General features: G+C 40.8%; 9 protein-coding genes. 6 read left to right on the top strand and 3 right to left on the bottom strand.

Features of this window, described 5'->3' with window-relative positions:
- The first annotated feature begins 170 nt into the window (after positions 1-170).
- The 5 genes from ACRWP9_RS06405 (at position 171) to ACRWP9_RS06385 (ending at position 8,943) form a co-directional block, all read left to right on the top strand.
- On the top strand, positions 171-2,888 hold the full coding sequence (locus tag ACRWP9_RS06405) for a sodium:solute symporter family transporter (protein WP_434928425.1): 2,718 nt from the start codon (positions 171-173) through the stop codon (positions 2,886-2,888).
- Positions 2,889-2,919: 31 nt separating this feature from the next.
- On the top strand, positions 2,920-3,633 hold the full coding sequence (locus tag ACRWP9_RS06400; protein ID WP_226410883.1) for an N-acetylmannosamine-6-phosphate 2-epimerase: 714 nt from the start codon (positions 2,920-2,922) through the stop codon (positions 3,631-3,633).
- 53 nt (positions 3,634-3,686) lie between these two features.
- A complete protein-coding gene (locus ACRWP9_RS06395) occupies positions 3,687-4,625 on the top strand; it encodes an ROK family protein (protein WP_434928424.1) in 939 nt (312 codons plus the stop codon).
- A 31-nt stretch (positions 4,626-4,656) separates the two neighbouring features.
- On the top strand, positions 4,657-5,457 hold the full coding sequence (gene nagB / locus ACRWP9_RS06390; RefSeq protein ID WP_434928423.1) for a glucosamine-6-phosphate deaminase: 801 nt from the start codon (positions 4,657-4,659) through the stop codon (positions 5,455-5,457).
- Positions 5,458-5,664: 207 nt separating this feature from the next.
- A complete protein-coding gene (locus tag ACRWP9_RS06385) occupies positions 5,665-8,943 on the top strand; it encodes an ImpA family metalloprotease (protein ID WP_434928422.1) in 3,279 nt (1,092 codons plus the stop codon).
- A gap of 96 nt (positions 8,944-9,039) precedes the next feature.
- Here the strand turns inward: ACRWP9_RS06385 and ACRWP9_RS06380 are convergent, their stop codons facing one another.
- From ACRWP9_RS06380 to nagA, 3 genes are all read right to left on the bottom strand, one after another.
- On the bottom strand, positions 9,040-10,365 hold the full coding sequence (locus ACRWP9_RS06380) for an IS4 family transposase (RefSeq protein WP_434928421.1): 1,326 nt from the start codon (positions 10,363-10,365) through the stop codon (positions 9,040-9,042).
- 435 nt (positions 10,366-10,800) lie between these two features.
- Positions 10,801-11,709, bottom strand: a complete 909-nt coding sequence (locus ACRWP9_RS06375; protein WP_434928420.1) for a dihydrodipicolinate synthase family protein — start codon at positions 11,707-11,709, stop codon at positions 10,801-10,803.
- A gap of 16 nt (positions 11,710-11,725) precedes the next feature.
- Positions 11,726-12,862: an N-acetylglucosamine-6-phosphate deacetylase gene (gene nagA, locus ACRWP9_RS06370; protein ID WP_434928419.1), complete on the bottom strand. Its 1,137-nt coding sequence runs from the start codon at positions 12,860-12,862 to the stop codon at positions 11,726-11,728.
- A gap of 534 nt (positions 12,863-13,396) precedes the next feature.
- Here nagA and ACRWP9_RS06365 point away from each other — a divergent pair.
- On the top strand, positions 13,397-14,359 hold the full coding sequence (locus tag ACRWP9_RS06365; RefSeq protein WP_434928418.1) for a DUF4862 family protein: 963 nt from the start codon (positions 13,397-13,399) through the stop codon (positions 14,357-14,359).
- Positions 14,360-14,386: the final 27 nt, after the last annotated feature.

The following is a 14,386-nucleotide window of genomic DNA, read 5'->3' as shown; positions in this document are numbered from 1 at the left end:
CAGGTAGCTTTTTTCATGTGTGATAAAACAGTATTAATGAATTATCTGCAAACAATATATTTACAATATGTTAAATAAATTTGGATGTTTGTGTAGCATTAAGCCAACTCAAGTGGTATAACAGGTATACAGCACAAAACAATACCACTTGAGTCCCTATGATTACTAAGATGTTTAAATTTGCAATCATTTCATTTTTGATGATGCCATTATTAACGACTGCTCAAACACTTATCCATTGGCAGGAAGTGAGCGCTACGTCAGTTGAACAATTACAAATAGGCAATGGGGCTTTTATTAGCAGTAATAATGACGGCCTACTAATTTCTTCAGGTCTAATGCGCTCAGAGCTAATGTCATCAGAGATCAATTCTGCCAACCTAACAAGCACTGCTGCTGTTATTGCCCAAAGCCTTGCCAATCATAATCAATTCAACACCATGTTTGTGGTCAGCGGCGACAATATATTTTCAAGCAGTTTATCCGCCGAATTAGGTAATAGAGCATACGCCTCTGCAGTCAACTTTAATGGCACTACTCTGGTTGTCGGAGGCATTAGCCAACAAAATGCCTCTGCTTCGGTTAATTTATTAAGCTGGCAAGCCTCATCAAAAATATTACACAGTTACTCGCTGCCCCCCTTACCTCAAGCAACAAAGTCCCCCTCTGCAGTCATTTTTAACAATACCCTTTATGTGTTAACGGGCTCAGATGAGAGTAATCAATTTTTTGCATTGGATTTAAGTGCCTTATTGAACGCTGATGGGCTGCTATCTTTAAATCAAACTGATATTGAACGTTTCACCCAGAACACGTTATGGCAAACCCTGCCCGCTTTACCCTTCGCAAGCGGACATAAGCAATATCAAAATGGCGTACAGTTAGCAGTACAAGATGACGGCAGTGGACCGAAAATCTTTGCTATGGGCGGTTATCAACTTCCATTACAAAGCCTTAATTTTAAAGCAGATATTTCAGCTCTTACTCACCATTGGAAATATGACCCTTTGGCTAAGGTTGCGGATCAAACATGGCAAGACCTGGGTGATATCACAATTGATAAAAGCCTGCTCAATGACAGAATTAACGCCTTAAGTACCTTGGGACAATCACATATATTAGCCTTTACCAACCAAGGCAGGACCTTATCATTTAATGCTATTACAAATAGTTGGACACAATATTTAACTGAGAACATTGATGCAACAAATACACTTGCAGACGATCAAACTGATCTTAATCATCACCTCAATCAATCGGCTACTTTTATAAGCGAAAGTGTGACCTCGTATCGCGGCGAAATTTTTTCATTAAACCGCAATAAAGATAATCAAAGTTCATTAATATTGTGGCAGGCATCGCTTAAGCAACCGGCAAAGAATTTTGGCTGGGTTAATATGACAGTGTTAGTGGTCTACCTTGTCTGTGTTGTTTTACTCGGTTTATTTTTTGTTTTTAAAAATAATAACACCGATGACTACTTTCGAGGTGGGCAGTCTGTTCCCTGGTGGGCTGCCGCCTGCTCTATTTATGCCACCATGTTAAGTTCATTAACTTATGTCGCCTTGCCTGCCGTAGTTTACCAAAGCAACTGGTTGTTACTCATAGGAATATGGATGATTATCGCCGTGGCGCCGCTTGCTATTTATGTTGCTATGCCTTTTTTCCGTCAAATTGATGCGACCAGTGCTTATGAGTATCTGTCAAAACGTTTCAATATGGGCGTAAGGTTATTTGCCAGCGGCCTTTTTACCCTGTTCCATATTGGTCGAATGGGTATAGTAATGGCTTTAACGGCCTTAGCACTGTCTGCAGTAACGCCTTTGTCAGCTAGCGACAGTGTATTAATCATGGGCGTTTTATGTTTAATTTATTGCACCATGGGTGGTATTGAAGCAGTCATTTGGACTGATACCTTGCAAACCATTGTCTTAATTATTGGTGCTATTACCTGTTTTATTATCATAATTATGGGTTTAGAAGGAGGCCTTAGTGACTTTGTCAGCATTGGTTTAAATGACAATAAGTTCACTATGGTAAACGCCGACTTTAGTTTAGACAGTATTACCTCACTCTCTATTTGGGTCATCGTTATTGGTGGTATTGGACAAAACTTGTCTAGCTATACAGCTGATCAAGCCGTAGTACAACGCTATATGGTAACAAAAGACCCACGAGAAGCCAGCAAATCGATTTGGGCAAATGCCGTAATAGCCGCTCCTGGGGCATTATTGTTTTTCTGTATTGGTACTGGTTTATATGCCTTTTATCAATTACATCCGGAAAAATTAGACCCAACGATCCAAATTGATCAAATATTCCCAACTTTTATCGCCACTGAGCTGCCGATTGGAGTTGCAGGTTTGATTGTCGCGGGTATTTTTGCCGCCGCACAATCAACCGTATCCACCAGTATGAACTCTATTGCAACCACTTTAGTAACCGATTTTATTCGCCCATTTAATTTGGTGAAAACTGAACAAGGTTATATGAACGCGGCTCGCTGGTTAACGTTCATCATGGGCGCGTTGGGTACATTAGCTGGGCTTATTTTTATAAACCCTGAAATTCGCTCACTAATGGAAGCCTACTTTAAAGTAATAGGAATGTTTATGGGGGCCCTGGGGGGACTATTTGTGCTTGGTGCGTTAACAAAAAAAGCTAACTCTTTTGGCGCCATTATTGGCATTTTAGCAGGTGTGACGACCATGATATCGGCTTGGCAACTGGGCTGGGCTAACGGTTACTTATACGCCACCCTCGGCATAGTGTCTTGTTTAGTGTTTGGCTACCTTACCAGTTTACTCACCCAAACAACAAAAGACAGACACAGAGATTTAACCGGACTGACTTTATACACCATGCAAACTCACGTGACTAAATCGTGATAATGCTTCATTTAGCTTTTAGGAAACTTAAATGTCTGTTGTAAATAAATCACTGGAAAAACAACTGTTATCGTCATTGAAGCAATCTTTAATTGCATCCTGCCAGCCCGTTGATAATGGTCCTATGGACAAAGTCGAACATATTGTTGCTATGGCATTAGCCGCGGTTAATGGTGGCGCGAAAGGCTTAAGAATAGAAGGTATTGAAAATGTGCGGGCAATTGCCAAAGTCACCTCTATTCCCATTGTTGGGATTGTTAAACGAGACTTAACTGATAGTCCGGTACGGATTACCCCGTTTATAGAAGATGTTAGTGCACTTGCGCAAGCAGGAGCCAGCATAATCGCCTTTGATGGCACAGATCGTCCGCGCCCAACGGCAGTGTTAGATTTACTGAGCGCGATTCATGAAGCTGGTTGTGTCGCCATGGCAGATTGTGCCGACTTTGAAACCGGCTTGATGCTAGCACAGCAGGGGTGCACCTTTATTGGTAGTACTATGTCAGGTTACCTTGACCTAAATAATATCCCGACAGAGCCGGACTATGACTTAGTTACCCTATGGGTTGAACAAGGGTTAAATGTCATTGCTGAAGGTCGATACAATTCCCCCAAACGAGCTGCTAGAGCCATTGAACTTGGAGCATTTTCGGTGACCGTTGGCTCAGCTATTACTCGTGTTGAGCATATAACCCAATGGTTTGTTGGTGACATTGAAAGTGCCATTAACAGTACCAAAGCTTAGTTACTTTTATCTCAATAGTGATAAAGCCCATTAGGCAATAAGGACCAAGATAGATGATCATAGCCATCGATGTCGGAGGCACCAAAATATCAGCTGCGCTTATTTTCAGCGATAAAGTAACCGAGACTCACATTGTTGAACAACGCACAATCGCTTCGGTGATACACACTGACTTAACCCATTTAAGTCAACATTTAGTCGAACTTTGCCAAGGCTGGATTGAGCGTGCAACCCAAGTAGCCATAGCCTGCACGGGTCAAGTTGGCGATGAGTTTGTTAACTTTCTTTCGGCAAAACAAAAGCTTCCCCTGAAAGCACAACTTGAATCGGCTTTTGAACTACCAGTGACAATTATCAATGATGCTGCCGCAGCCGCATGGGCTGAATACTGCGTCATGAAAACAATCGCCATAGACAGCTCGCTTAAAGACAATAACGTTATTGGTAGTGAAGTGATTAGCGGCGGTGACAATACCCTAGTGTACATAACGGTATCGACAGGGATTGGTGGTGGCATCATTCAAAATGGAAAATTACTGACCTGTGTCGATGGATTCTGTGCCCATTTAGGTCATGTTTCTGTGCTACATGGCAGCCAAAAAACCATTCAATGCCATTGTGGTCGAGTCAATTGTGCTGAATCCATAGCATCCGGCACCGCCATTGCTAAACAAGCCTCAATAATTTTGAACCAAGAAGTAAGCTGCAAAGCTGTGTTTGAACAGTACTTCGCAGTGCCTGAAATCGCGCTACTCATCAATAATGCCACAAGCGCTGTATGTGATTTAATTGCCAATGTTAAAGCTATGACGGGAACCAACATTATTATTTTAGGCGGTAGTGTTGGTTCAGTGACACTATTTCACCAGCAAGTGGTAGCAAAAACGGCCAATTTACCTTCCATTTATCAAGTCAGTATTAAGCCCCCTCAAATGGGCGCTAATGCAGACTTAATGGGTGCGGCTTTTTACGTTCGAAAAATCAATATCTAATTTAACGCATTGACTTAAAGCAGGATAAAATATGCAGGTTATTATTTTAGAAAATCCACAGCAGGTAGCACAACACGCCAGTGAATGGATTGTTGAGCTGTTGAGTAAAAAAGCGCATCCCGTATTAGGATTAGCCACTGGCAGCACCCCTATTAGCCTTTATCAGAAATTAGTACAACGTCATCAACAAGATCAAACAGATTTCAGCCATGTCACCAGCTTTAATCTTGACGAATACCACAATATCGAGGCAGACAACAAGCAAAGTTATCGTATGTTTATGAAGCAAAATCTGTTTGATAAAATAAATATTGATCAAACAAACACCCATTTACCCACCTGTAACTTAATTCAAGACCCTCGAGTACAAGGTATGGCCTATGAAGATAAAATTCGCAATGCGGGTGGAATTGATTTACAAATCCTCGGGATTGGGGGGAATGGCCATATTGGTTTTAATGAGCCATCGTCCAGTTTATCGTCTCGAACAAGGTTAAAAACATTAACCAAGCAAACCCTGCAAGATAACAGTCGATTATTTGACTCAGCAGAATATCAACCCTCGATGGCAATGACCATGGGAATTGCAACCATATTAGATGCCAAATATGTATTGCTTATGGCAACAGGTAAAAACAAAGCCAAAGCAGTTAACGAGATGATCAATGGCCCACTGTCAGCAAGATGTCCCGCATCAGCACTGCAACTCCACCAACATGCCGTCATAGTGTTAGATAAAGACGCCGCAAGTGAGCTTTCTAACCAAGAATATTATATTTGGGCCAACCGGGAACATCAAAAAATCAATCAAGATTACGGCTTCTTTCTATAGCCATTCTAAATAGACAAGCATCGAGTCAAGACTAATACCCAAACCAAGATCAGTTTAATATTCTGTTTTAAATAGAATTTTTAATAAAACTTAAAAAATTATTCACATTTAGTCTATTTGGGATACAACGAAATATTCAGTCGTGCGTACTGTAATGATATACTTCGCACTAAAATAATATATAAAAACAATTAGATGGATTACTACATGTTTACTTTTAACTATCCTGCAAGACATTATCTTTGGCTTATTTTTTTACTAAGCATTACCGGTTGTGGTGGTGCGGGTGGCGACACAAGTACTAGCGAAATCCCCATAGTTCAAAACAGCGCGCCTGTTATTTCAGGTGCTCCGGGGGAAGCGACTGTGGCGCAATTCTATAGTTTTACACCTGTCGCATCAGATGAAAATCAGGATGACACATTAACCTTTAGCACCACTAATCTGCCTAATTGGTTAACGCTCAATAACACAACAGGGCAATTGACAGGTACACCACAACTGACCGATGTTGGCATACACAATAATATTCAGTTAATTGTTTCAGACGGTAAACTTACTGCATCACTGAGTTTCGCCATCACTGTGGTTAATGCCCCCATAACGCCTACATTAACGACCCTTTCAGCTCAAGCACGAGCTGATGAATTATTCGAGTTTACCTTAGCCTATCAAGGTGAAGAAAATAGCATCGTAAGATATAGTGCACCAAGCTTACCCGACTGGTTAACACTTGATAAAACCACTGGACAGTTATCTGGCATACCGACCATAGATAATCTAGGTATAACCCCTATCTCAATTACCTTAGATGATGGCATTGCCCAAAGCACGTCGGTTTTTACCCTGCAAGTAGAAGAAAGTTGGTTAGCCCTTGCAATCGCAAGCGGTAATGCTTTGCTGGTAAAAGACAGCGATGTCATATTAGCCGCAGCCTTGGCAGAAATTGATTCCCATACAAACCGTTTTAATGACATAAAGCGGCAACTTTTCAACCTTGATTCTATTGATAACAAACTGACCGCCATTGACTGGGACCCAAGCCATGACGCGGCTATTTTGTATGGTCAATATCCTTTTAATGATACCGTCCTTAATACCACAAGTTCACATCAAGTCGATGGACAAGACCGAGTACTTCCTATTGCCATTGCTGGTAGTAAAACTTTGGATTCAGGGCGCTATCTCGCCTTTGGGGGCAACCCATTTAGAAACAATAAAAATGCTCAGATGGAGCAGTTTTTACATAATAGTTTTAATTGGTTAACCCAAAAAGATACCGCTTCACTCAGTCAATTTAATGTTGTTTTAGCACAACTTGATGAAAGTTATTGGTTTAAAGATCGCAGTCAAACCCGCGCTTGGTTGGATAATAACGTCAACAATGTTAGCTATAACCTTGAGGGCACCTGTGACGGTATTAACCTTGCTACCTGTATTGCTAACAAGCCAGATGTCATTATTATTTCACTTATAACACGTGATGGTGATGATAAAGCATCAATAATTCAGAGTGTTGAAAGTGCGTTGGCACAAAACATACCGGTGATCTATATTCAGCACGATGGTGGGATTAATGATCACGGCAAAGCGCTACTAAAGGTATTAAATATTACCCACGGCCATGATAACTATTGGTGGAAACTGCATTTGTCTGCATTTGACCCATCTACTTTATGGGGTAGTCTGCCAAGTGATATTGCAAGTATAAAAGCACTGCTGAGCAATTTTAAAAATAAGTCATTTAATGTTGATTTAACTGGCTGCAGCACTCGAAGTTGTCCTGCTGAGTCTAATGCTCAGAGCGAATTTTTTGATGGTGCGAATGCAATTAGCGCCCTATTTAACAATCTTAATAGTCAAAAAATCAATATTTTTAACAGTACAGATTACCGCTTAAACAAACTGTTTATTTTACTTGCAGACCACTATCGTCAAACGGTGAGCTATCCGATGGATAAGTTAACCACTGATAAAGTAGATTTTTTTAAATCTTTATATGCTGATTACGCTATTTATAATACCCGTGATATCAATCCTGTTCAGCCAGACATGGGGAACTTTAGTCGCTCTAATTTCACTCATATCACCCCAGAAAGTGCTCAAGTAGTATTAATGTCTAAGCCTGCATTTCGCTCAGCCGGTGTCTATGCTCTACCAGGGCAAACATTTACCGTCACTCGCAACGATAGTAATAGCGTGAACACCCAAATTTTCATCAATAGCCTGCGAAGCAGTGCTACGCATATATTCAATGAAAATAGTTATAATCGTCCTTATTTTTTACAATCTAATTGGATTGATATTACCCCAGGAGAAACCATTCGTTTTACCTCTAGTTACGGTGGTCCAATTCAAATCGGTTTTTCTCAAAAAGATATTGAAGTTAATTTTAGCTTTAACAATATTGGTCGCCATCCACATTGGCGAACACCTGCAGATGACATTATTTTTGCCGAGAAAATGGAGCAAGGTGATTACGATTGGGCTGAAATTGCCACTGAAGGCTTTGAAGTACACTCTAAACTGACCCGATTACGTTCGTCATTATCAGGCAGTATTTGGCCACTTGCCTCTGATTTTGCTCATGCCACTTATCGCTACACCCATAATATGGTGAATATATTGGCGGGCTTTCAAGGTCCGGGCATAGATGTAGTTGCTGAAATTCATGATTTTGTAAACGATCGTGGTCTTTCGGTCGACACTATCGACATAGTTAAGCACATGAATGCAGACCAACCAACCTGTGGTTGGGGCTGTAGTGGTAACCCATATGACGCAGGATGGGCATTTAGCCCCACCGGACATGGTGATTTACACGAATTAGGCCATGGCATTGAACGAGGTAGCATGCGCTTTGAAGGATATGGCGGTCATTCAAACACTAACTTCTACTCCTACTTTTCTAAATCTGTTTATGAAAATGAAACCGGCGAGCCTGCTAGTTGTCAGGGACTACCTTTTGAAGCGATGTTTACAACCTTACAGGAAAGTAAGCGTGCCACAGATGCGAAGGCTTATATGCAAGCTAATCTTGATAAGGGGTGGTCTGCACATCATGTGCTGTATATCCAATTAATGATGGCGGCACAAGCCGAAGGCACGCTGATAAACGGTTGGAACTTGTATCCCAGAATGCATATTTGGGACAGAGAAATGTGGCGTTTAGATGACACAGAGGCAAGCTGGGCTAGCGGAAAAATAGCGTTGGGATTTGATGATTACAGTCGAACTGAATTTTCGGCAATGAGCCAAAATGAACGCTTGTTTATCTCTTTATCTGAAATAACTCAGCTAAATCTAACTGATTGGTTTGCTATGTACGGCTTTGCATTAAGTGCTAAAGCACAGGCACAAGTAGCTGCTAAAGGTTATAAAATGCTACCGCAAGTATTCTATACCTCTAGCGGCACAGGTTACTGTTCAACCTTAGTTCAAAGTGCATTACCAGTTGATGGTAATCAAGTCTGGCCAACACTTTAACAGGTTATTTGACCTCAATTTCACGGTTATGGTCACCGAGCAAGGACGCTAAATATTAACTAAGGCAAAGCTCAGCATATGCTTAACACCATTCAGTTAAGAGTTTCTTCTCTTAACTGGATAGCGGGTTTTGTTAATTCGAACGGTCCTACTTTTGGGCCGTTTTCGTTTTTTGGGCAAGATAAATTGCTTAACGTTTTCCCTCATTGCTTTGAGCTTTTTAGGGATTGTTCCTGGCGATGCAATTGCGCACCACATCAACTCATCCTGTATATAGCGCATCGCCATTACAAAGCTAATCCGTAATGGTGACACTTCTGCCTCTTTAGCGATTTGGCTTATTTCAACTCGGATCAAGTTGTACGCTATCAGTAATCCCCAAATCTCCTGATAAATTCCTTCAACTGTCTGACTTCTTAATAAAATACTCTCATCAAGTTGATATTGCTTGATTTCTCCATAGCCATTTTCTATCTCCCAGCGTTCGAAATAGACATCTAATATATCTTGAGAGGAGTATTTGCTTCTATTGGTTAATGAACTCAGCACACCTGTAATATGATTGCCCTGGGATTTTTCTTGATAGGTCACTAGTCTCGCATGCCACTTTTCAGGTAGCTCTGGGTTCTTTTTTCTCGCTTGTGGTGATACAGGCATCTCAACTAGATAATCGTTGTCAGCGTATTGCTCGATGACTTCAAAGCGTGTATTACTTTTGAGTGGTGTAAGCCAATGACTATTCTGGTTGGCTCCCCACCAACTTGTCATAAGATCTGCACTAAAGTAACAACTATCAAAAATAGTGAGAGAATTAGCTGGAACTGATTCAATTAGCTCTCGAGCATAACTAATTTCCCCTTTACTACACGGACCAAATTTTACATTTCTTATCATACGACTTCGTAATGACATGAGTGCGCATAAGCGGGCTACTGGGTATACGGACTGCTTCCTATGCTGATTACTGATATAGCCAAAATGCTCTGAATTCTCGGTATTTTCTGCACATCGAAATGTCGTACCATCAACAGAAAATAACTGAAGACCATGCCATGTATCTTGGCTGTCTTCCCTATGACACCAGTGTTTAGAAGTGATATCAAAAAGGGCTTTAAGGGGAGCGGCTGTCAGTCGCTGTCTGGCTTGCGGGATAGCACTTGGTGCAACGGTTTCTCCCAACTTATCAACTAACGTTAAGTCGAGCTTGGAGACGACTTCAGCGATGGAACGATTTCGGTAGAGGCCAATTCCAACGATGAGCCAAACGACTAATTCTGCTGGAAGTTTTCTGCGCCTAATACTTGCTTTGTTGGTTAGCTCCAAAGCTTGTTCAATCCATTCCAACGGCAATTCTTTTTGAAAGATAGATAGTTCTTCGGGGGCGACAAGTAATTCAGTATCAATAAGCCAGTTAGACAACATAAAAAATGACTCCGTTCAAAAGAAGGAGCCATTTTCGTAGGATCATTTTTGCTGTCAACCGATCAGTTTCTTAACTGATCGGTGTTAAGCATATGCTGAGTTTTGCTTTTTAGTGTTTATCATTATCGGCAATAGTAAATAAATGCCCAGCTAAATGAATTAATGCAACTCACTAGGTGATATTTCACCCTTATGTTCATGACCCACCCTCTAAAATGTTCATAACAAAACTTACCTCACAAGGAAGTATCGTTAATTTTTAAGCAAAAAAAACCATCACCAATTTAGTGATGGTTGTCTATATTATCGGTTAATTTAACCTTCGACGTAAGGACTGATATGAATGATAAAATACTTAACAGCTTTCTGGTACTTGATCACATACTGAATGTGCCAGCTGACAAGCCATTAATTTACGCAGCTAAGCCACTATAACTAATCATTTTTTATATGACTCATAAAGCCAGCACTTTTCATTTTAGCGACCACATCGGCTTTTTCTTTTACTGACAATGAGCGAATAGGCAGACGAGGGTCCCCAACGTCAATGCCATGAAGCAACATAGCGGCTTTACCAGCTGCAACCCCGCCGTATTCTACAAGCGGACGGATAATGCCGATAACCTTATCCATCAGTGCGGCGACTGTTACTTGATCGCCTTTGTTAAATGCCGCTATGATGTCTAAATAAAGCGGTGCAGCATAGTTATAAGTACTTCCCACAGCGCCAATCGCACCAACAGCCAATCCCCCAGGAAGAAATTCATCTACACCAAATGGAATATCAAATTTTCCACCACAAACTCGAGTACAACGTTGGAACTCATACAAATCGCCATGATTGAATTTAATACCGGCTAGATTTGGGATGACGTCATCCGCTTTAATAAGAAATTGTTCCATATCAAACATCACCCCTGACATACCAGAGTGATAATAGTAAAACCCTTTGTTTGGCGCTGCTGCGGCCACGGTTGCACAGTAAGTCACTAGATCATCTACAGAACCCGGTTTAAAGAAACAAGGGGCTATTACAGAGGTTGCAAAGACATCTAAAGAATTAGCATGCTTAGTTAATTCAAGCGTATCAACAATAGACAGCGCACCAGTGTGCACCGTAATACTGAGTTTACCCTTGGCCGCTGTAACCCAGCGTTCAGCCACAGCTTTACGTTCAGCCACAGAACAATTGAGCCCTTCACCAGTTGTGCCACAGATATAAACGCCTTCGACTCCTTGTTTGATAAGCAAAGCGGCTATTTGATCAATAACCGCAAGATTTACCTGACCATGTTGATCGAAAGGTGTATGGGGGGCGGAAATTAATCCGGTAAGTTTTTGCATTGTAAACCTCTGTAAATTAATATATTTGTTTGCCGCCAATCCATGTCTGGCTAACATGTAGATCAGAGTTATTAGTTGTGTTAAGCAATGTAAAATCAGCATTAGCATTGATCGCTAGCTGAGGTGTTGATGTATTAAGACCAAGGAAATCTGCGGGATATTGACTTGCCATTCTCAGCGCCTCTTCTAATGAGACATCAAGCATTCGCCGTGCATTGTTTACCGCAGTGATCATATCTAAAGCAGAACCGGCTAATTGGCCTGTTTGACTGGTGAGCTTACCGTTTGCTAACTGTATTTTATGACCATCAAATTCTAATGTTTCTTGGCTACTACCTATCGTTGACATTGAGTCTGTCACCAGCATCATTTTGCCAATTTTTTTGGCGCGAGTGGCCAACTTAGCCGTAGCAGGGTGAACATGATGACCGTCAAGAATCAAGCCGCACCAACTGTGTTCATCAAGCAATGCAGCCCCTACCATATTAGGTTCTCGGGAGGTCAGCGCAGACATCGCATTGAATAAATGAGTAAAGCCCACTGCACCAGCAGCCAATGCTGCTTGCGTCACGGCAAAGCTTGCATTCGAGTGACCTAAACACACTTTTACCTTGTGTTCAGTTAATCGTTTTATTTGCGCGGCAGTGACATTCTCGGGTGCAAGAGTGACAATTTTCACACCAAGATCATCTCGACAATATATGTCCATTTCCGACTCGGTTAGTGGCCTAATATGCTCAGTACTATGTATACCTTTGTTGGGTACACTAATATGTGGCCCCTCAAAATGGACTCCGACAATGCCAGCTACCTGCTGCTTCATTGCAGAAGCTATAACGTTCGCTGCACTTGTGATTGTTTCAATGCCACTGGTGATTAATGTCGGTAGCAATCCCGTAGAACCAAAGCGGCTATGCGCTAACACCATAGCGTTAAGAGCCATTAAATTTGGTTCATGGTTAAATAAATATCCCCCGCCACCATTTACTTGAACATCAATAAAACCAGCAGTCAGCAAGCCTGGTACTTTAATTTCCTTAGCCCCTTTTACCGAATCAAAAGCAAGCACCTTTTGTTCATCAAAGCTTATCGCTTGGTTGTTTATGATGTTTTTACCATCAAACATTTGTTGTGCAATTATGGTGGTGATCATAATGTCTCTGTTGGGGTTCCTTTAAAATTAAAAAGAAAATACTTATTAAAATCAATTATAAAAATAGCATTAACCTGAATAATCTTATTCTCCGCTGGACAAATAAACAGCATCGAAAAAAGTAAACAACTGCTCAAACTGACGTAATTGTGAAATAACTCATTGGCAGACAGCAACCAAGGCTTATATAATTAAATTAACAATCACAACAGGTATACTATCAACCTGTTATACCAATATACCTGATGAGATATTATTGTCAAAGTGAAAATATATAATTAGATAGGCCCAAGGTAAAAAAATTAGCTAACAAATTGATTATAAATAGTTAATGTCTTTTTATTATTTAATTAATACCTACTTGGTAAACGATTCAAAATGAGGTGTATTGAAAAAACTGAGTTTTAACACCTATAACCTAAAGGCTAAATCTATCCTAATAAAAATCAGTCAAGTTAGATTGCAACTACAAAGGTGTAATGGTATAACAGCATACTTACTTTTATTGGTGTCCTAATATCTGGCGGAGATTAAATGAAATATATTATTGGCGCATACGCCACCGCTCCCTCTACCGAGCAATGGCAGCAAGAATTAGAAACTCAGTATTACCAACAGCTCAAGTCACTGAATAAGATTAGTGGTATTGAGCATCCCTTTGTTGGGCGACTCCATCCATATGACGATGAGTGGTTTCTCAAAAGCATCGATAAAAACTGGCAGTTTATCTTCACTTCTATCCCTGGGGTAATGAGCAGTCTCGCTAAAAATCCTCACTTTGGTATCGCCTCAACAAAAGAAGAAGGCAGACTGTCGGCACTGTCTTTTTATCAACTAGCACAACAAGCCATATTAGAACTAAATAACTACTTAGATAGACAGGCTGTCAGCTTTATAAAAATACACACCTCGCCGAAAATTAGCCCTGCCACGCACTCATCTATTGAAGCATTGCAAGCATCTCTTGAAACCATGCAGTCTTGGGATTGGGATGGGGCAAAATTAGTGATTGAACATTGTGATGCGCACATTGCCGGACAAGAAGCCGAAAAAGGCTTTATGTTACTAGAAGATGAAATTACCGCTATTAAGCATGTTAATAGCAAGCTCAACAGTGACATTGGTATTAGTATAAATTGGGGACGTTCAGCGATAGAAACCCGCAGCTCTGCTGGGCCATTACAGCATATTAAGCAGGCCTATAATAGCGGTTTATTAAAAGGAATTATATTTTCTGGTGCCTCAGGGCTTGAGGGGCCATATGGCCAATGGAAAGATACCCATATGCCACCAGCACAAGCGTTTAATATTCCAAGTTTTGCCCAAGGATCTTGTTTAACCTTAGAACAAATCGAACTATCGTTACAGCAATGTCATTATAATCAGCTTGATTTTATCGGCGGAAAAATATCAATAAGCCCTAATAAAGCTAGCGTTACCGAACGTGTTTCCTACATTAAAAGCTTAATCACTTTGCTAGATAAAGTGGTAATCTAACTTTAGTGATTGTCATTATTACCTGAG

It is taken from the genome of Shewanella sp. HL-SH2 (assembly GCF_051164935.1).
Classification (GTDB): domain Bacteria; phylum Pseudomonadota; class Gammaproteobacteria; order Enterobacterales; family Shewanellaceae; genus Shewanella; species Shewanella glacialimarina.
This window is presented reverse-complemented; position numbering and strand designations above follow the sequence as displayed.